Genomic DNA, 20785 nt, shown 5'->3' with positions numbered 1-20785 from the left:
ATTCTCTCACGCAACCGCTTCAGCCTCGATATTGAAAATTCCCATAATCAATCACAACAATTTCCCCGCTTTTCTTTACACGCAAGTTGTTATAATTTGGACTGCCATCCTTTTTCATTACTACTTCATAAGGAATAATGCCATAGTTCCTGAATTTAGCTCTAAGTCGGTAAAGTTTACGTTTATATTCTTTATATCGGGGAAAATTCTGATTGTATCTTCTCATTGTCAGCCAACGATATTCGTTCTCATATTTGATAACTTCGGCAAGATGTTTTCTTATTGGAGACGGAGAAGAAATATATGTAAACACCTCTCTTCTGTTGCTTTTAATCCCATTTTTTGATTTAGCTACTTTTAATACATAGCCATTACCAAATTCATATACAATTCTCCTCGCACCTGATCCGATAATTTTTTTGCCTTTAATCCGTTTTTTTATGTTTTAGTTCAATTTAACATGGTCCTTTCCTGTTAAAGATTGATGTGTTATTTTATTCGAATAAGCTTCAGCCTGCATACGCACTTGTACGATTTGTTTTTAATTAGGCCCTTGCTCAAGGATCGTCGGTCATCTGCTTTGCAAAGGCAGATCGAGGAGATATACTTGCCACTTCACCGGCCTGACGTGATAAAATAAACGATAATGAACCGAGCGGATAGACATGCCGATTCCGGCTGAGAAGAGCGTTTGCAGGCAAAAGGGAAACATGAACGCTCATGGCCTCCATTGGGATCTGCGGATCAAGACAAAAAAGCATGGAGGTTAGGCAGTGGACACGATGGTGCTGCGGGTTGCCCGCAACTTGAAGAAAATCCGCAAGGCCCGGGCCTACAGCCTGGACAAGCTGTCCGAGCTGACCGGGGTCAGCAAGACGATGCTCGCCCAGATCGAGCGCGCCGATTCCAACCCGACCATTACGGTGCTGTGGAAAATCGCGAGCGGGCTGCGCATCTCCGTCTCGGATCTGATCGAAGAGGAGCGCCCGTCCGTCACTCTCGTGAAGGCTTCCGTCCGCTCCCCGATTCTGGCCGGGGACGGCAAATACATGAGCTACCCGCAGTTTTCGTACAACGACAGCTCCCGCTTCGAGATCTACCGGGTCGTCATGCTGCCCGGCTGCGTCTACGAGGCCGAGCCCCATCACGAGGGCGTCGAGGAGTTCGTCACCGTCACTCGCGGAACGCTCCGCATGGTCATCGGCAACCAGTCCTACACGGCCGGAACCGGCGACGCGATCCGCTTCGACGCCGGGCAGCCGCATACGTATCTCAATGAGTCCGGCGAAGAGGAGACAGAGCTTCAAAGCATCATTCTCTACCCGTTCTAGAGGGGTCGTGTCTGCCCCTCGCGGACGTCCGTCCAACGGGCGCGAACGCGCGCCCCATAAGGATTTTCCGCCATTCAACAACCTTCGCCGAAGGTTGTTTTTTGTTGTTTACAAAGCAGGGTCGACTAATATACTATTACTTACGAAGCAGTACCATATACTGCACATATGTTCGTTATGACGATCATTCTTGATCAGAGGAGAATGAAAAATGAAGGATAAAATGATTGGTTTGGTCAAGGCGGAGCGCAAAGCCGGCGCCGTGCTTATGGAAGTGCCGATTCCGCAAATAGCCGACGACGAAGTCCGCATCAAGGTGAAGGCAAGCTCCATCTGCGGCACCGATATGCATATTTATCACTGGGATGAATGGGCGGAGCAGAACGTCGTCACGCCGAATGTATTCGGCCACGAATTCTCCGGCATCGTCGAATCGGTCGGAAGCGCTGTCACGAATGTCGCCGTCGGCGACCATGTGTCGGCCGAGGGCCATATCGTCTGCGGCACCTGCAAGCAGTGCCGCTCCGGCAACGCGCATGTATGCCCGAACACGCGCAGCTTCGGCATCAGCGCTCCGGGCTGTTTCGCGGAATACGCGGTGACCAAGGCCGTCAACATCATCCACAACGATCCTTCGCTGCCGCATGAGCTGGCCTGCCTCCAGGATCCGCTCGGCAACGCGGTCCACACCGTCATGGCGGGAGACATCGTCGGCAAGTCTGTCGCCGTCATCGGCTGCGGCCCGATCGGCCTCATGGCGATCCAGGTCGCCAAAGCGGTCGGCGCGGGCAAGATCATCGCCGTCGACCTGCATGACTACCGGCTCGGCATGGCTGCCAAGCTCGGCGCGGACGCCTGCATCAAGTCGGAGCCGGGCAAGGATGTCGTGGCGGAGCTGCGCGGCCTGACGGACGGCGCAGGCGTCGAGGTCGGTCTCGAGATGTCGGGCAACGGCCATGCGATCAACAGCCTGCTCGAAGCGATGGCGAACGCCGGACGCGTCTCGCTGCTCGGCATTCCGTCCAAGGCGGTGCCGATCGACCTGGCCCGCCACATCATTTTCAAGGGCTTGCAGGTATACGGAATCACGGGCCGAAGAATGTACCAGACCTGGCATCAGATCAAGGGCCTGCTCGACGCGGGCCGGATCGACCTGCGGCCGCTCGTCGACCACACGTTCACGCTTGACCGCTTCGAGGAAGCGTTCGAGCTGATGGGCTCCGGGCAATGCGCCAAGATCGTGTTCAAGCACGAGTAGAGTCATACTAAAGGGCCGACGCGGCCCCGTTCAAAAAAGGAGAGATCCGCCAATGGCTGGACTAGACGGACTGAAGGACGAACTGGAGGAGCTGAAGCGGCAGGGGCGATATCGCCTGCCCGCCGTTTGGGAGAGCGGCTCCGGCCCGTGGATGGAGATGGGCGGCCGCCGCATTCTGCAGATGGCCTCCAACAACTACCTGGGTCTGACCGATCATCCCCGGATGAAGCAGGCTGCGATCGAGGCGATCGAGAAGTACGGCGTCGGCAGCGGCTCCGTCCGCACGATTTCGGGCACGCTCGACATCCATGACCAGCTGGAGCGCGAGCTCGCCGAATTCAAGGGAACGGAGGCCGCGCTGGTGTTCCAATCCGGCTTCACGACCAACCAGGGCGTGTTCGGCACGCTGCTGCAGGCTGAGGACGTCGTCATCAGCGACGAGCTCAATCATGCCAGCATCATCGACGGCATCCGCCTGACCAAGGCAGCCCGCCGCATCTTCAAGCACAAGGACATGAACCAGCTGGAGGAAATTCTGAAGGAATCCGGCTCGTTCAGCCGCCGCTACATCGTCACCGACGGCGTCTTCAGCATGGACGGCGACATCGCTCCGCTGCCGGACATCGTCGAGCTGGCCGAGCGTTACGACGCGATCGTCTGCGTCGACGACGCCCATGCGAGCGGCGTGCTCGGCAAGAACGGCAAGGGCACGACCGACCACTTCGGCCTGAACGGCCGCGTGCATATCCAGATCGGCACGCTGTCCAAGGCCGTCGGCGTCGTCGGCGGCTACGCGGCAGGCAGCCTCGCGCTCAAGGAGTACCTCATCCATAAGGCGCGGCCGTTCCTGTTCAGCACGTCGCAGACTCCGGCCGTCGCAGCCAGCTGCCTCGAGGCGATCCGCGTCCTGCGCAGCAGCCCCGAGCTCGGCGAGCGCATGTGGGCGTCAGCGAACTTCTTCCGCTCGCAGCTGCAGGGCGACGGCTTCGACACCGGCGCCAGCGAGACGCCGATCATCCCGATCGTCATCGGCGATGCGGCCCGCACGATGGAATTCTCGGCTCGCCTGCTCGAGGAAGGCGTATTCGCTCCGGCGATCGTGTATCCGACCGTAGCGGCCGACAAGGGCCGCGTCCGCTTCATCATCACGGCCTCCCACTCGGCCGAGGACCTCGAGTTCGCCCGCCAGGCGCTGCTCAAGGTCGGCCGCGAGTTCGGCCTGCTGGGCTGATCGTTCGGGTATTGAAAAAGCTGTCCTCCGTCCTTCGACGGCAGGGACAGCTTTTTTTTGGATAACCTGGACGGCTTTATGATGTCTGGATAACTCTGTTGTTCCATGCCTCTTCCATCCTTGTTCCATCCTTGTTCTATCCTTGTTCCATGCCTTTTTCATCCTTGTTCCATGCCTTTTCCATCCTTGTTCAATCCTTGTTCATCCTTGTTCCATGCTTGTTCAATCCTTGTTCCATGCCTTTTACAATTCCATGCCTCAGTTTTGATGTCTAAAACCGATAATCCAATAAATATCCGGCTGATTTGGGAGCTCTCGCCTCTCGAAGGCTTAGCGATTCCCCGTTCAACAAATGGTCAAGCCCTATCGGACATAGGATCCGCTATTTCCTCAATTTCAGGCATTAAAAAAAATTTAACGGACATCAGATCCGCTAATTGAGGCCTTAAGTCCACAATTGGCCCTTTTCGATCCAAATAACGGATCTGATGTCCGATAGAAGCCCTTTTCCAGCTAAACAGGCGAAATAACGGATCTGATGTCCGATAGCAGCCAGTAGCCCAAAGAATAGTTAGTTGTTGCGGTTCAAAATTTAGTTCGAGGGTGGATAGTTTCGATTGGATACGGTCGGGCTGATTTTGCGCAGTAGTTCATTGAATTTGCTCAGCGGACTCTCTGCGTCATGGCTGGCTATGTCCGTTCCCGGCATTTCGTTTCTCAGAGCTACTGGCTTTATTTGTTTCTGGCGTCGCACGATACAATAGCCGACTTTATCTGTTTCTGACCGTGGCACTAAACCATGGCTGGCTTTGCCTGTTTCAGGCGTCGCACGATACCATAGCCGGCTTTACCTGTTTCTGACCGTGGCACTACAACCTAGCCGGCTGGACCGTGCCACTAGACAATGACCGCTTATATCTGTTCCTGGCCGTACTAAGAAATGGCTGGTTCACTGCATTTGGCTCAAGCTAAGGCTAGCTTCCACACTCTGGCGTAAACGCCTCCCGCCCATCCTTATCCACTTTCTGGCGCGAACGCCTCCGACTCATCCTTATCCGCTCACCGGCGTGAACGCCTCCGACTCATAGACCGGCGAGTAAGCCCCCGCCCGTCCGTCCGGCGCATAAGCCTTGACGCGGTACCACGCCGTGGCGGAATGCGCCCGCAACGGGTCGCGCCAAGGCATATCATGATTCGCCGCCCGCGCATCAAATACAAGTTGCCACGGCCCATCGGCTCCGCGGCTGGAGCGCTCGAGCGTGTACATCGCGGCGCCGGTTACGCCGCGGAAAACGATCTGCTCCTTGGCCGACGTGATGATTGGCGCCTCCGGTATCGAATGCTCCGGAACTGTCTCGCCGCTCATCCGGAAGGCATGCTCGCGCAATCGCAGCACCCGCCTGCCGATCTCTTCGTTGACGCCCGTGCCGGGATAGTGAAGCGAGAACCCATCGTAATGCGGCACATACCCACCCTCGTCGCCATGCCCGAACAGCGACCAGAACAGTGTCCCCGTCACTCTCTCATCCTCTTCGGCATGGCGGAGAAAGCCTTCCAGATCGCCATCCGGCCATCCGAACTCCCCGGCGATATATACCTTGCCGGCCTCTGCGGTAGCAGCCGCATCAGCAGCAAGCTTGCCCGCATCGGCCGGGTAATAGTGGACGTCGAGAATGTCCAGCTCTTCAATGCCGAGCTTGTCGAGGTCCAGCTCGAACTGCTTGCCGTGGGCGACCAGGTGGCGTCTGTCCTCGGACTTGATGTGGCGGGCGATCTCCCGCACCCATTCGGCCGGAGCCCCGTTCAGCTCATTGCCCAGCTCCCAGGCCATGATCGTCGGATCCTCCTTGTAGGCTGTGCCCGTCAGGCTGTTCACTCTGTTCAGCACGAAGCTGAGATACGACTTGAAGTCCTCGATGACGGCCCGATCCCTATAGAACAGCTCGGGGTCATCGAGCCCTCTCCAGGAGGTGAAGGTTTCCCTGCCCCCATGGTAATAAGCCCAATTGCACACAAAAGGAACCAGCAGCCGGAGTCCCCGGCGGCCTGCCTCTGCGATGGCAAAGTCCACGCGGCGGAACGCTTCTTCATTGTACTCCCCGCGCTTTGGCGAGAGTGCCTTGGCGCATCCCTGGGAAGCTGCCAGCGTGTGCGAACGAACGACGGCGGCACCCATCTGAACCGCGGTATCCAGCGCGTCGAGCACCCGGAATTCGGTCGGCCAATCCACTCCGCCTACATTTTCGTCGAGCCCAAGCCAATAGATATTGGGTCCCCCGAACCGGAACGGCTTGCCGCCAAGCATCAACCGGCTGCCTTCGCGGCTTATGAATTCCTTGCTCGTCATGGATGCATCCCTGCCTTTTCTTCAAGAAATGAGAACGATTTCAAGAAAAAGCATACCATGAGCAATATTTTCATTCAACATAAATAAACTTTTTTATTCTATGTTTAAAATTGTTTACCGGCTTAGCATTTTCACTCTTCCGGGCTCATTGCCGGCATGGCTCTGGTACAGACCGCATCGCCGCGCATGAACCCTGAGAATGCTTGTAGCCCGGCTGTGTCACGGTGCCGTCCGCAGTTACGCTTTGCTAGGTTCTCGAGCTGATGTTGACGATTTCTCCTTCGGGGAAGGAGAAGAATGCTCGCTTCATATCCAGCGGCGAAGGTCAGGTCCGGTTTTTGATATCCCCCGCCAAGAAAGCGTTGAGATCCCCTTTTCCGGAGCTGGACAGCGGGACAAGCGCCTGCCAGGGGTTGCAGCAAAAAAACCGCCTATCAGCTCGAAGAAAGAAACCTCTCCGTTGAAGATGGAATAGAAACGGTCCGCCTCTTCTTCCGGAAACAGACAGGTCTGCTGGTCTCTTCGAATTGGTCCGTGCTGCGCAGCGGCGCACGGGCATACTGCGCCTGCAGGCCTGCCCGGCGGATCGCGAAGCTCCGCGCTTCGGCCGGATCCCCTTCCTGCAGCAGCCTTCGCTGTTCCGGCAGTACGAGAGCTTCGATACGGATGGTTCCTCCGTCCTCAAGTCACTTTGTAGCCGAAAGCTTGGGAGACGAAGCGCAGCGGGACATAGACCCGGCCGTTTTCGATAACGGTCCTGGCATCGAGCTTCAGCTTTCCTGCGCAGGGATATCCGAAGGAGTCCGCCTTATCTTCTCCAACCTCAGCTTTCCTTCAAATACATGCCGACCGCGGAAACGATCTCCCGAAGAATATCAAGCGACTGCCCGGCATCCGGCAGCTCCAGTCCATGGTCGCCCCCGTCGATCGCCAGCAGCCGGACCCCATTGCCCGCCGCTGTGCGCCGCATGTCCTCCGGACCGAACACCGGGTCCGCTGTCCCGACTGCAACCAGACCTCCATCCCGCAGCATGGAGGGAATAGCCGGACCGATCGGGGTCAGGAAGATGTGGCGGAATTCCTTGCCTCTCAAATCTTCCGCAAGAGCCTCCCGAGTACGGCTGGAGACGACGGTTCCCACACTCTTGCCGATGAAGGCAAGGCGGTCATAGCGCTCCAGCAGCGGCCTGAGGACGGCCGCGCAATCGGCGCTTGCCGCAGCCATCGCCTCCTCGAAGGGACCGGGCTCCCTGCGCGCCGCCTGATAGCCGTATTCCAGCAGCAGAAGATCGTACCCCTCCTGCATCGCCGACTTGCCGGCATAGTGCAGCAGCGGCATTTCGCAGGAATAGCCTTGCCCTGGAAACAAAACGGCCAAGGAGCGGCTGCCCTCCCTCCGAATCCAGCGGCAGCGGATGTCCGTTCCCCAGGCGGAGGGAGAATGAATCCAGCTCATTTGCATACCGAAGCCCTCCTTGCTCTTCCACATTTTCCTTTTATTCTATTACAAAGCAGGCCTCCGCATTTCCTGCAGCAGCAGGCTGGCTGACGGAATTAAAAAAAGACAGGGCGCCTGCCGGCCCTGTCTTCCTGACCTGCCCGCTACGCCTCTGCCCGCTACGCCTCTGCCGTCTCCGTCTCGCCCGCAGCGGCAACCGCCGCCCCGGCCGGCGGAGCTGTCGACTCCCTCTTGATCAGCGACGTCGACAGCATGACGAGCTCCGGCAGCCGCTCGGGCTCTCCGATCCTCCCCAGCACGAGCTGGGCCGCCCTCGCACCGATCTCTTCCTTGGGCACGCTGACGGTCGTCAGCTTGGGCTGGTTGAGCTCAGCGAGCGTGAGGTCGTCGAAGCCGACGACGGACAGATCGCGCGGACAAGACAGCCCTATCTTGCCGATCAGGTTGAGCGCGTCGAAGGCGATGAGATCGTTGGCGCAGAAAAGCGCCGTAAGCCTGCGCTCCGCGTGCAGCTCGGCGCCCAGCTCGGCCGCGAATGCCGGCTGGGTATACATGCCGCTGCCGCTGACGCCCATGCCCTCGATCATGACGGCCTCGGCCTGGTCGGCCGGCTGGCGGCGGTTGTGCACGGCGATTGCTTCCGCGAAGCCCCGCTGGCGCTCCGAGAAGCTCCAGGTCGTAAAGGCGTCTCCGGCAAAGCCAAGCCTGCGGTGGCCTTCAGCCAGCAGCGCCTGCACGGCCTGGTAAGCGCCGAGGTAGTTGTTCGCAAGCACCTGGTCCATATCGGGATGCTGGGCGTCCGGATCGACCAGCACGAACGGAAGCTTGCGCTTGGTCAACTGGTCGGTATAGGCTTCCGGCAGCTGGCCCAGCACGATGACTCCGTCGACCTTGCGCTCGGTGATGGCGGTTGGCATGCCGTCCTTCACCCGCATCGTCACGTCGATGCTGGAGAGCACCATGCTGTACGTCTGCTTGGCGAGCTCCGCGTCGATGCCCTTGATGATCTTGCCCCAATACTCGGGGTCGTCCAGATAGGCGCGGGGCATGAGAACCGCGAGATTGCCCGTCAGGGAGGAGCCGCCGAGCCGCTTGCTCCCCTTGATCCGATAGCCTTCCTCCTCGGCCGTTTTCCAGATGATCTCGCGTGTCACCTCGTTGACGGCGCTGTCTCCGGAGAGCGCCTTGGAGACCAAGGCTTTGGAGACGCTCAATTTATCGGCAATCATTTGCAGCGTGACCTTTTTGATGATGCTCACCCCTTAGGTTTTACGACCCTTTCCGGTTCGTCTTCTTTCCTTTAAGTGTAAAGGTTCCTTCAACTTTTTTCAAATTTTTTCAGGCTTTCTCATCCCCATTTCTCTTATGAATGAAAATTTTGGTTGCAAGAAATGGCAACCACTCCTATTCTGGCGTCGCAGAAACATGGAAGCACATGGAAGATGTCCTCGGGAAATACGCAACCGGAACCGCAATTCTTCGTTACGTTTAAGATCAAATCGGGGAGGACATCCAATGAAAACGACACGCATCGTGCTGGCCTTGAGCCTGATTGCAGCTTTATTGACCGCCTGCTCCGGAGCCGGGTCAGATGAAGCGGATGCCATATCCGTTCTGGATAAGGCCATTCACATTCAGTACGACGTCAAGCATGGCGATATTCCGGAAGATGATTACTCGATGATCAAAGAACGCGGCAGCCTGCTCAAGCCTCTTGTCACCGAGGAGCTGCTCAAAAAGCTGGAGGCCAACTTGGAAACGGCTATGCTTGTCCGGATTGCAGCCTATAACAAAACCGATCTGGAGGCAAAGGCAACACAAATGAAGATCGAAGCGGTCAAGGATGCGAAAGACTCCTACGACCTGATATATATCGTTGTTGTAAAGGTGACCGAAGACAGCGGAAAGGTCCAGCCCTACAACGTCCCCGGGGAAGCGACCGCCGTCCGGACAGCGGAGGGCTGGGTTCTGAGCCGTCTCTGGTCCGATTACCGCGAGATGGCTAAGCTGTATCCTTGACCGGGCCAGTAGCCCGGCTTCACGCAGCAAGGCATTCGGCGAGCTTCGCGAGGCGGAGGAGAAGTCTGCACCCGAGAGCCGCCTTTTGCCGAGAGCGGATTTTGGGGCATGGAAAAAGCCCGCCCCGGCTGGATGCCGGTGCGGGCTGAAGCCGTTCTATTCGAACTTCACGAGGTAGTAATTCTTCTTGCCGCGGCGCAGCACGACGTAGCGTCCATGCAGGCGCTGCTCCGACGTCAGCATCGTGTCGATGCCGGTCTGCTTGACGCCGTTCACGTAGACGGCGCCGCTCTCGATGTCCTGCTTGGCCTGGCGGCGGGAAGGAGCGGCCTTCGCCTCGACGAGCAGGTCGATCAGCCCCGTTTCGGCAGCCTCGCCCATGACGGTCGTCGGCATGTCCTGCAGCGCCTCGACCAGCTCGTCCTCGCTGAGCTGCGTGACGTCGCCGGAGAACAGCGCAGCCGTAATCTTCTCGGCGCTCTCGACGGCATCCTCTCCGTGCACGAGCTTGGTCACCTGGCGGGCGAGCTCGCGCTGGGCCTCGCGCTTCTCCGGCTGCGCCGCGACGGCCTGCTCCAGCGCCGCGATCTCCTCGCGGGAGAGGAAGGTGAAGTACTTCAGGAAGCGGATGACGTCGCTGTCATCCGTGTTGATCCAGAACTGGTAGAACTGGTATGCGCTCGTCTTGCCCCGGTCCAGCCACACGGCTCCGGATTCGGACTTGCCGAATTTCTTGCCGTCGCTCTTCGTGACGAGCGGCATCGTGATGCCGTAAGCGTCGCTTCCGCCCATTTTGCCGATCAGGTCCAGGCCTGCGGTGATGTTGCCCCACTGATCGCTGCCGCCCAGCTGCAGGTTGACGCCATGGTCGCGGTTCAGCTTGAAGAAGTCGTACGCCTGCAGGATCATGTAGCTGAACTCCGTGAAGGAAATGCCGTTCGCGAGACGCGAGTCGACGGAGTCCTTGGCCAGCATGTAGTTGACCGTGAAGTTTTTGCCGATGTCGCGCAGGAAAGTGATGATGTCGAGCGGCGCGAGCCAGTCGTAGTTGCTGACGAGCTTCGCCGGATTGCCCGCGGCCTCGAAGTCGAGGAAGCGCGACAGCTGGTTTTGCAGGCTCTTGGTCCAGTTCGCGACCGTGTCGTCCGTGTTGAGCGAGCGCTCGGTGGAGCGGCCGCTCGGATCGCCGATGAGGCCGGTGCCGCCGCCGACGAGGGCGATGGAGTTATGGCCCGCCAGCTGGAAGCGGCGCAGCGTCAGGATCGGCAGCAGGCTGCCGATATGCAGGCTGTCTGCCGTCGGGTCGAAGCCGCAGTACAGCGTGACGCGGCCTTCGCTCATCTTTTTGCTCAGTTCCTCGCGGTTCGTCACCTGGTACACCAGGCCCCGGTATTCCAGGTCCTCCAGCAGTTCCGGATTGACGGCCGCAGCTTGCTCTTGTGCCATGTCTGTTCCCTCCACTTGATTGAATGAGTGTTGCAGCTGATCCTGATTGATGGGGAATGCCGCCAGCACCAGCGCCCCGTGCTCATGGACAAAAAGAAAGACCCCTCCCTGTCCAAAGACAGGGACGAGTCATCGCGGTACCACCCTATGTTGAGCTTCCCGTACGGGGACGAGAATGCTCCGCTCTGCCGGGTAACGGCCGGCTGCCGTCCGGGTCCTTCTGCCTCAGGCAGGTTCGGACGCGGATGCTCCAGGATGTAATTCGCAGCCCGACCCCGCACCGGCTTGCACCAACCGCCGGCTCTCTAGAGCGATGTCGCTCGGGCGCTACTGATTCCCTTCAACGCACTTTATCGCTATCACTTTAGCGAATCCCGGCGGATATGTCAACTTCCTTCCAGGCGGAGCACATGCCGAAAGGAGCGCATCCGCTTCTCAGCCGGCTCGTCCGGATCCAAACCTTGGCTAGAGGAGCCCGCTGTACACTTCTGTCTCGTAGTCAAAGCTGACTAAAGAAGCCCGCTGTACACTTCTGTCTCGTAGTCAAAGCTGACCGTTCCGTCCTGCTGCGTCTCGTCGAAGATCTGCCGCAGCTCATCCAGCATCTCCTCGTGCCCGGGCTGTCCCTCGGCGGGAGCGTACGAGGAAGACAGCAGGCGGCCCTTCACGCCGTCGTAATCGAAGATCTGCCGGTTAGGGAAAGTCTGCAGTTCCATCGTTCCCTCGCGGAAGAAAGTCTGCAGCGCTTCCGGAGAGACGTTGCGGTGGTTTACGCTCGCATAGTCCGTCCCGTACTTATGCAGCAGCGCCTCGTACCTTTCCAGAAAAGGCGTGCCTGTAAGCACGCGCGAGTTCCAGATCAGGAACGCGCGTCCTTCAGTCTTCAGGATGCGGCGAAATTCCACCTGCGCGGCAGCCTGGTCGAACCAGTGGAAAGCCTGCGCGCTTACGATCGCTTCGACGGAATCCTCGGCCATCCCCGTATCCTCCGCAGGCGACAGCATCAGGCCGAACCGCTCGTCGGGACCGAGCTTGGCCCAGGCCGCCTTGGCCATATCCGGATTGGGCTCCACGGCCATGACCCGGAGCTGCCGCTCCAGCAGCAGCCCGGAGAAGATGCCCGTTCCGGCACCGATATCGGCTACCGGAGAATCTTCCTTGAGCCCGCCACGGCTGATGATGTAGTCTACCGCTTGCGCCGGGTAGCTCGGCCGGTATTTCTCATAGTTGTCCACACGGCTGGAAAACCGCTCCTTGCTGTCCATCGATCATCCCTCCAAATCTCGTCCATGAGGCCAGGGTCCGCCGTTCGAACCAGCCGATGCGGCCGCGCACCCTGGCTTGTCTGCATGCTTAACCGTACCAGACAAGGGTCGCTCAGGCAACCGGAGGCCTGCAATAAATGATCTCGGGATCGCCTTCGTCCAGGTTGTCGACAATCCCGCTGCGGACGTAGCCCATCGCTTCGCACAGCAGCTGCATCGGCATGTTGGACTCGTTGGTGGAGGTGAACAGCTTCTCTCCAGGGAACCCGGCCTCCCAAGCCGCCATTAGACTGCGGCCGACTCCGCTCCGGCGGTCGTCCGGATCGACCATGATCAGCTGCAGGAACCGCTGCCCGAAAAAGGACCGGTCATGCGCGGCGAAGCCCGCTAGGCGGCCCTCTCGGAGAGAAGCGAGGCAGTTGCCGCTGCGCACATGCTTCTCGAGCTCGGCGAGCCGTCCGCCATGGCCGATTACCTTGGCATCCAGAGCGGCTATAGCCGGCAAGTCGGCCATGGATGCCTTGCGGACATCGGTGGAGCAGGCTGTGGCTTTGCCGGGCGGTTCCTCGGATTCCGCAGGCAATTCGGCGACGGAGCCAGCTGGCGGTTTCACACATTCCCGAAGGGGCTCAGCGGGTGATCCAACAGACGCTTCCGTGGATTCGGCCAGCATCCAAGTAGAGGATTCGGCAGCATCTACGGCCTGTTTTATTCCTTCAAGCACTCCCCCGGAAGGTTCCGCTGCCGATGAGAAGAGGAACAGCTTGCTGCAGCCAAAGTGCTCCAGCTCCAGATCTTCCTCCGTATATCCGTCTTCCCCCGCATGGCGGGCCAGCGACTTCCGCCAGAAGGCGATGGAGCCCCGGTTGCGCTCGCCCGGCGTCGTGAACAGCGACCAGCTTCCGGGATGCCGCCGGAACAGCTCGCCAGCCGCCGCTTCACCGATGCCTTTGCCTCGGTATGGCCTAAGGATGAAAAACTCGTTCACCATATAATCGCTGCCGGACTCGGTGTACGGCCCGGAAGCAATGAGCGCGAAGCCGGCCGGAAGTCCGTCCGCGAGGATCAGATAGGGGAACAAAAGGCCTTCCTTTTCCCACCAGATGTCGAATTCGCCCTGCTGCTCCTGCAGTGTCCGGATTCCGTCATCCTCTTCAAATACACCGCAGCGGTTCGGCATAACTTCGCGGATTCCGGCCAGATCATGCAGATACAGCGGATACAGATTCATCAGAATAAATTTGCGGTTCAGGCCGCACGGCTCTACGGATATGTTCATGTTCATGGCTCACTCCCGCGTTTTGTCCTGCACCTACTATACTTGCAGGCTACGAGGGTAGGATATGGAAAGAACGGTTATAGCCGAAGAAACACGAGAACTTGAGGTGCGGGCTTAACATGAATGCTCCCCTGCTTCAGGTGCTTCGGCCTACCTTGACCGAAAGCAGACGAATCCGCTTCAGCCCATATTCTATAGATCCCCTATGCGTCGCATCCATCATTCTAGACCCCGTCCGCTTCATAGAAGGTAATCCGGTTCCCGAACGGATCCGGCACGGTTGCTTCGCCAGCCGCCCCAGGGGGGCTTTTCCAATCCCGGCTTGGCATACAATGGTGCCGGTAGTGGTGTTAATCGCCCTACTCAACATGAAACAGCAGCGGTTTATATTGTAGATTGGGATTTCCCTGAAGTTTTAATATCTTCCATAAAAGATAAGCGCTTCATGAAAACTTTAAAAGAAGGGACATTCCCAAGTCATAGTGACTAAGGAACGCTCCCTTTTTTAATTTCAGGCTCTGTTAAATTTTAATGTTGATTTTAGAAAGGAAATATGGAGAAACCTTTAAACTGAGGCTTCCCCGTTATAAATTTAATTTGTATTGTATTAGTTGGCTGTTCATCCCTAAGTATTCTTCACTACCTAATCTACTCATTTCTCTAAACCCTATCTTTTCAAGCATTTTTCGTGAACGAACATTAGCTTCGTGTGTTTCTGCGGTAAATGATGTAATACCTAATTTTTTTGAGGCAAACTCCATCATACCTATGGCAGAATTAAATCCAATCCCTTTTCCCCATAGCCCACTTTCGCCAATTGCAATACCTAACTCAGCAGTATTATCTTTAATACAAGCTAAATCTGCATATCCAACCAATTTCTCATTAAACTCAATACCCATTCTTATAAAATCTTCAGCTACATTGTCAACACATTTGAGCCACCATCCATATAGTTCTTCAGGACTTCTATTTAATTCCCATCCATTGGCTGAACAAAAAGAGTCGTCCATACTCCATTTTAAGACAGTTTCATAATCATTTATGGTTAAAGGTCTTATCTTTATGCACTGTGAAAGGTTTTTATTTGCATTCATTCCTATTCCCCAACCTTTATATATTGAATTTAGACAAGCGTAAGCTATCATAAGTATCTGTCATTTCAAAAACAAATGATGATAACAAGAATTCTGGGCGATGCCCGGCAAGCCTTGCCGGACTTGACCAGCAGCCTGTAAGATCCCTTTCGGTGGAATTTATCGGCATCAAGCATCCTTCAATATGGATACGCTCCTTGGAAACGATACTAACTATCATTAGACCCTTTGTGTTCCGGATTCCAGCTCATTCGGGACATGGTTCACGACCAATTCAGTATGGTTAGCAACAATTCAGAATTCTTTCGGACATCATCAAAGCCCTGCCTATGGTTCGCGATCAATTCGGAGTTCTATCGGACATTAGATCCGTTATTTGGACATTTCAACCCCCTTTTGGATTCTATCGGACATCAGATCCGTTATTTCCTCAAAAACCTGTCATCCATAGCAATTTTCGCAAGAATAGCGGATCGTATGTCCGTTAAAATGTGAAATCGTCCTAAATGGGCTAAATAACGGATCGTATGTCCGATAGGTTTGCGATGCCGTCTTTGCCACAATCCGTTGGGATCGAAATGTACAATCCAGCCATGAGTCTGCTATTCGTCAAAGAAGGCTTGATGGCCGCGGCTCGGCAAAGTAAAATTTCGGGCTCGACAAAGAAGGCCGCTCCCTCATCTCCAGATGACGGGGAGCGGCCTTTCTTCTTGTCATTCAGCGTCGTTATTCAAACAGCTTCAGCATCCGCTGCAGCATAACCGCTGCCTGAGCGCGGGTAGCCTTGCCCTTCGGCGCAAAGCCGTCTCCTCCGGCGCCGTTCATGACTCCGAGCGCAGCCAGCTGCGCGACCGACGAGCGGGCATAACCCGCTATTTGGCCGCGGTCCTTGAAGCCCGCGAGCTCCGCATTCACGTCGGCGGACTTGAGACGGTCCAGATGGTTGAGAGCATTAGCGGCCATGACAGCCATTTCCTCGCGTGTGATCGCTCGGTTCGGCTCGAATTTGCCGGCACCGGTGCCGCCTGCAATGCCCAGCTTGGCAGCAGCAGCCACCGCCTCGGCATACCAAGCATCGGGTTTCACGTCGCTGAAGCCTGCCATCGATCCGGCGGCATCCAGCTGGAACGCCCGGAACAAGGCTGTAATGAATTCGGCGCGAGTAAGAGGTTTGTTCGGAGCGAACTTGTCGCCGCCTACTCCCAGCATGATTCCTTTGGCCGCCATCTCTTCAATGGCGGAACGCGCCCAATCGGTCCCGCCCAAATCGCCAAAGGAAGGGACTGGCTTGGAGCTTGGCGACGGCGTCAGACTTGGTGCAGGCGTGGCGATGGGCGAAGGTGTGGCGCTAGGCGCAGGCGTCTCGCTAGGCACTGGTGTCCAAGCCCCTCCAGGCGTCGGCGTTGACTCTCCTCCAGGCGTCGGCGTTGACTCTCCTCCAGGCGTCGGCGTGGCTTCCCCTCCAGGCGTCGGCGTTGCTCCTCCTCCAGGCGTCGGCGTCGCTCCTCCCCCAGGCGTCGGCGTTGCTCCTCCAGGCGTCGGCGTTGCTCCTCCCCCAGGCGTCGGCGTTGCTCCTCCCCCAGGCGTCGGCGTTGCTCCTCCTCCCGGCGTCGGCGTGGCTTCCCCGCCAGGCGTCGGCGTTGCCCCTCCTCCAGGCGTCGGCGTCGCTTCCCCTCCCGGCGTCGGTGTTGCTCCTCCCCCAGGCGTTGGCGTCGGCGTCGGCTCCCCGCCCGGCAGGTCAGCGGTCTTAATCAACGACACGTCGTCCACCTTGATCCAGTTGCCCCCGCTGTCCTTGGAATGGAAGCCGACGGCCAGCTTGCCTTCCCGCACCTCGAGCCCGGATACCTTAACGGATGCCCATGAGCTCTCTCCTTGCGGAATCGCCGCCTTCCGTACGGCTCCCTGATCGCCAGCAGCCGTCAATTCGGCGGTTATCTGGCCGCCCTTGGACTTCGTCCAGGCTTTCAGCTCGTAGATGCCGGGCTCGAGGCCAACGACTTCCTGCGAAGTCGTGACTTCATAGGCTTGGTCGTTCCAGTGGACGAGAGAATACTGATCACTGCGCGCCCCGCCCTCCAGCTTGACGATGCCGCTCGTCACCTCGGCGCCATCGGCGTTTTTGCTGGACCAGTGCTTCGGCAGCACAGGCCATGCGCCCGCATCGACCGCCTCTTCGAAGCCCGGATTGAGCAGCCGGTTGTTCGCAGCAGGCGCCGTGCCGTCGTCATAAGGATTGCCCGGCACGTTCACGTTCAATGCCGCCGTGCTGCTGTGAAGGACGGTCCCGTCAAACAGCTCGATGGCAGCCGTCGCCTCCTTCATGCCGTTGGCGATTTTGGAAGTGGTGTACGACCAGGTTCCGTCCGGCTTCACCGGAGCGTGGAATGTCTGCTTGCCGACCTGGATGCGGACGAATTCCGCGCCGCTGGCCATGCCCCTGAGGGTGTAAGGCAGCGTCCCGATGACGGCTCCGCTATCCTGGATGGCCACGGACGCCCCGTTCAGCCTGTCGGTAAAGTCAGCTCCCTGGATGTCGTCGACATACAGCGTACCCGATGCCGACAGCGAATCGGGCGAACCGCCGAGATACAGAGAGAACGTCTTGATCTGCCGGTTCGGATCCGGACGGTCGTCCGGATTGCCTCCGTACCAGCTCGGGTAGCGGAAGGCGCTGAATGGAACGTACATCAAGCGCGGATCGCTGCCGCGGAGCACCGCCTTCGTCTCCCAGAACTTCCCGGCGTCGTCGGAGAACTGAATCGCCAGCTCATTGTTCGACCCGTCCGGCTGCAGCCAGAAGCTGAAGCCGTCATAACCATCGAGCTTCAGGTAATCGGGGCTGAAGCTGCCTCCCGCATATCCCGGACCGCTGAAGTCGTAGTCCATCCGCAAGCCGTAATCGCCTTCGTATTTGCGCGAGCCTTCCAGCGATACATCCAGCGCTCCGCCGCCCGTGTTGCGCGCGAATGCTTTCTGCACCAGGGCATCGTAGCCGCCATAACCTTCGAAATTGTCCAGCTTGGAGGCATTGGCCATCCGCACGTCGTCCACGACGATCGTGCCCGCTGCGGCGGAAGCTCCATCCGTCCTGCTCACATACAGGCCGAATCCGGTTACATCGGACAGATCGATCGGGCCTCGGCCGCCATCGCCTGCCGCAAGGGCGAAGTCCGCCAGCTTGACCTCCAGCGTACGTGCCGCCGTGCCGCCGAGCGAAGCCGCTGCTTCCCATATCCGTCCATCTCCCGTGGAGAGCCTGAAGCCGAGCTTATTGCCGCTGCCGTCCGGCTTCACCCAGGCATGCAGAGCATCAAAGTTAGACAGGTCGGCATGGTCGATGAGCCTGCTCAAGCCCGCAAACGAAGCGGAGCCAAGCTCGTAATGGAGTTTCGCGCCGTAGCTGCCGCGATTCTTCGCGGCGGCATCGAGGGCAATCGACGCCTCGCCGCCATCCTGGTCCCGCTCGTAACGGGCAGCGATGCTGTCATTCTTGCCGTAATCGTATTCGCCGTCCTCGAGGACGTTCGCGGGCGGAGCTTCCGTGAGCGGAATCAGAGCCGCTCCGAAGCCGATATCGGCTTTGGCGAGAGCCGGCGACTCCGGGCTTCCGCCTGCCGGATAGGCGGCCATGATGTAACGGGTTCCGGCCGGGAGCTCGAAGCCCGCATAGACGAGGCGGCTCCATCCGTCCGCCGTCTCCTTGCGGGTCACGGCCGGCTGCAGCGGCTGGTAATTCAAGCCGTCGATGGAAGCCGACAGCTGCAGCTCCTCTCCTCCTTTCACATACGAGGTGAACCGGTAGGAGTTCATGTCGCCTGCGGCTGCGTACACAAGCTCCGCATGCTCTCCGTCCAGACGGCTGAGGACCGGCAGCCCTTCCGTGCCGGCGGAAGCCCCGCGAACGGCCAGATTGCCCGATGCCGAGTCCGGCTGTCCGTCGAAGCTGCGGTCTACGATCAACCCGCTGCGCACCGGCGCCGGGACGGGCCGATAGCCTTGGCCGGCATAGGCGTATTCCAGCTCGACACGGTCGACCAGAACGGAGCTGCCGCCGTCAATGGCCAGCTTCACATACCGGGTTTCTGCCGGAAGCCCGTCTGCCGTCCACAGCCCGTCTGCCAGCCTCGGCTGGATTTCGGCATACTTTCCGTTGACCGAGGAGACGAACAGCCTTACCTTGCCGCTTCCCTCGGTCTTTATACGCACCGCCTCCAGCGGAACAGGCGCCGCATAGGTAAGCGTGCCCGGCAACGAGCCGGCGACATAGGCTTTGAAGCCTTGGCCGAGCTCATTCCAGTTGTCCGCCTTGTTCAACACATTGGAGGACTGGTCGTAGGCATACGTCTGGCGATTCTCCTTGGGACTCTGCATGAGGCTAATTTCATCCGTGATGAGATGTCTCGCCGTCGTACTCACGACATTGGACCACGCCGATACGCCGGACTCGTTGACTCCGCGTACCCTGTACTGATACGACGTGCCGGTGATGGCCTGCTCATCGTGGAAAGCCTTCGTTCCGGCGCGTCCTCCGTCGGAGGCGTCGGCTGCGACCGTCTCCCAATTCATTCCGTCGGCGGAGCGCTGCACCTCGTAGCCGGATGCTCCGACAACTCCCTGCCACCTGATGTCCGCGACTGAATCGATCGGGAACAGTCTCGGAGCTCCTTCCGGCGCCGCAATCGCGGGAACCGCGGAGGTCTTGCCTTTATCCAGCGCATTCATGTAATGAGCGTAGTTGTACACCGTCCGGATAATATCCGTCTCGCCGTAATAATCGCCCGAGGCGAAGCCCGGCCAGTGATACGAAGCCCAGTTGCCCGGATCCTCGTCATGCCAGTAGAATCCGCCGTCCTCCTTATGCGGCCTCAGCGACCAGATCATGATGCCGGAGGTGCCGTTTTGCAACGCCGCGTTGTACAGGGCTTCAACCGGCTCCTTGGTCGTGTAGAGCCCGAACTCGCCCAGAATGTAAGGTTTCTTGCCTGCGGCCAAGGCTGCGTCGGCATTGATCTTGTCGATGAAATTGCCGGTGTAGAAATGATTGCCGACGATGTCGATATGATCGTCCGTCAGCGATGCGGCGTTGATCGAGAAGCGCCCGTCGAGCAGCAGCTGCTGCGGCTGCTCCTCCTCCTTGATGTAGCGGGCGATTTCCGTCGTCCATGACTGCGGGAACTTGTCCTGGTTGTAGCCGCCCAGCTCGTTGCCCGTCTCCCAGGCAAGGATCGCCTTGTCGTCCTTGTATTTCACTCCCGTAATCGTGTTGGTGCGGTTCATCATGTAATGGACGACCTGCTTGAACAGACCGATGACCTCCGGGTCGGTATAGAACTTCCAGCCGTCCGGATCCGTCGCCGCATCCCCCGTTATCGTGCCGGGATGGACGAAGTTGACGTAGCTTTCAATGCCGCCGACCCACTGCCATTGATCGACGAACGGGATGATGACCCGGACGCCGGTCTGATTGGCGAGAGCGAGCATGCGGTCCATCTTGGCGAAGCCTTCCTCGCTGAACTGCATCCTGCCGCTGGAATCCGGTCCGAGGATGAAGGCCGAGTCCTTGTTGGAACCGTCATAACGGAGAACGGACGGCACATAGGAGCGGGTCACTTTCCCGCCCATCGCCTTGATCGTGCGCAGGGCGTCGTCCTGGGAGAATGCCGGGTCCCCCAGCGCCCCGGGATAGTTGAGGCTGGCAAAGCGGTATTCCCTGCCGTCCTCCATCAGCTTGTCTCCTTCTGCGGTAATGTAGGAGGAGAACAAGGTATTCCCTCCGTATACCTGATCCGGAACGCCTCCGTATGCGGATTCCGTCACGCTCCCTTCTTCCGATGCTCCCGCTGGAGAAGCTCCGGCCGTCGACCCGAAGGCAGGCGTCATCAGACCGAAAACCAGCACCCACGATAAAAGCGCTTTCAATAATGGCTGTCTCGAACAACTAGAACTGGACAATTCCATTCCTCCCGTCATGAACATGGTTGACGCTTCCTTGCTGCCCTGTCAGAGCCTCTTTCTTTCTCTCTCTCGACTTGCAGGCCTGTCCTTGATTT

Annotated in this window: 13 protein-coding genes and 1 other annotated feature; of the genes, 4 read left to right on the top strand and 9 right to left on the bottom strand. The window is 58.2% G+C overall.

Translation table 11 applies throughout. The features are described from left to right. Positions 1-782 precede the first annotated feature (782 nt). The 3 genes from ACLBWT_RS07600 to ACLBWT_RS07590 all read left to right on the top strand — a co-directional run bounded on the left by ACLBWT_RS07600 (position 783) and on the right by ACLBWT_RS07590 (position 3820). Entirely contained in the window at positions 783-1331 is a 549-nt protein-coding gene (locus ACLBWT_RS07600) for a helix-turn-helix domain-containing protein (protein WP_175619213.1), read from the top strand. 211 nt (positions 1332-1542) lie between these two features. Continuing rightward, the gene (tdh, locus tag ACLBWT_RS07595; protein ID WP_447662451.1) at positions 1543-2589 is read left to right on the top strand and encodes an L-threonine 3-dehydrogenase; all 1047 of its coding nucleotides are present in this window, start codon (positions 1543-1545) and stop codon (positions 2587-2589) included. A 52-nt stretch (positions 2590-2641) separates the two neighbouring features. Continuing rightward, complete coding sequence (locus ACLBWT_RS07590) at positions 2642-3820, top strand: glycine C-acetyltransferase (RefSeq protein WP_447662449.1); 1179 nt, start codon at positions 2642-2644, stop codon at positions 3818-3820. 1051 nt (positions 3821-4871) lie between these two features. Here ACLBWT_RS07590 and ACLBWT_RS07585 read toward each other — a convergent pair. From ACLBWT_RS07585 to ACLBWT_RS07570, 4 genes are all read right to left on the bottom strand, one after another. Then, positions 4872-6167: a glycoside hydrolase 5 family protein gene (locus tag ACLBWT_RS07585; RefSeq protein WP_447662448.1), complete on the bottom strand. Its 1296-nt coding sequence runs from the start codon at positions 6165-6167 to the stop codon at positions 4872-4874. A 681-nt stretch (positions 6168-6848) separates the two neighbouring features. Then, positions 6849-6941 (bottom strand): stalk domain-containing protein, encoded by a 93-nt coding sequence (locus tag ACLBWT_RS07580; protein WP_447662739.1) that lies wholly within the window; start codon positions 6939-6941, stop codon positions 6849-6851. Positions 6942-6990: 49 nt separating this feature from the next. Further along, the gene (locus tag ACLBWT_RS07575; RefSeq protein WP_447662446.1) at positions 6991-7623 is read right to left on the bottom strand and encodes a hypothetical protein; all 633 of its coding nucleotides are present in this window, start codon (positions 7621-7623) and stop codon (positions 6991-6993) included. Between the two features lie 161 nt (positions 7624-7784). Further along, the gene (locus tag ACLBWT_RS07570) at positions 7785-8885 is read right to left on the bottom strand and encodes a LacI family DNA-binding transcriptional regulator (RefSeq protein WP_447662445.1); all 1101 of its coding nucleotides are present in this window, start codon (positions 8883-8885) and stop codon (positions 7785-7787) included. Between the two features lie 256 nt (positions 8886-9141). Here ACLBWT_RS07570 and ACLBWT_RS07565 point away from each other — a divergent pair, with 256 nt between their 5' ends. Further along, positions 9142-9645: a hypothetical protein gene (locus ACLBWT_RS07565; RefSeq protein WP_447662444.1), complete on the top strand. Its 504-nt coding sequence runs from the start codon at positions 9142-9144 to the stop codon at positions 9643-9645. 156 nt (positions 9646-9801) lie between these two features. On the opposite strand, the gene tyrS is transcribed toward ACLBWT_RS07565, so the two are convergent. From tyrS to ACLBWT_RS07540, 5 genes are all read right to left on the bottom strand, one after another. Continuing rightward, a complete protein-coding gene (tyrS, locus tag ACLBWT_RS07560; RefSeq protein ID WP_447662442.1) occupies positions 9802-11091 on the bottom strand; it encodes a tyrosine--tRNA ligase in 1290 nt (429 codons plus the stop codon). 117 nt (positions 11092-11208) lie between these two features. Beyond that, positions 11209-11444 (bottom strand) — a binding site (T-box leader). 156 nt (positions 11445-11600) lie between these two features. Next, positions 11601-12356, bottom strand: coding sequence for a class I SAM-dependent methyltransferase (locus ACLBWT_RS07555; RefSeq protein ID WP_447662441.1), 756 nt, complete (start codon positions 12354-12356; stop codon positions 11601-11603). Positions 12357-12468: 112 nt separating this feature from the next. After that, positions 12469-13635 (bottom strand): GNAT family N-acetyltransferase, encoded by a 1167-nt coding sequence (locus ACLBWT_RS07550; RefSeq protein ID WP_447662440.1) that lies wholly within the window; start codon positions 13633-13635, stop codon positions 12469-12471. Between the two features lie 584 nt (positions 13636-14219). Further along, positions 14220-14732, bottom strand: coding sequence for a GNAT family N-acetyltransferase (locus tag ACLBWT_RS07545; RefSeq protein WP_447662438.1), 513 nt, complete (start codon positions 14730-14732; stop codon positions 14220-14222). A gap of 726 nt (positions 14733-15458) precedes the next feature. Then, positions 15459-20654, bottom strand: a complete 5196-nt coding sequence (locus ACLBWT_RS07540; RefSeq protein ID WP_447662437.1) for an S-layer homology domain-containing protein — start codon at positions 20652-20654, stop codon at positions 15459-15461. Positions 20655-20785 lie beyond the last annotated feature (131 nt).

It is taken from the genome of Paenibacillus sp. D51F (assembly GCF_053345695.1).
This window is presented reverse-complemented; position numbering and strand designations above follow the sequence as displayed.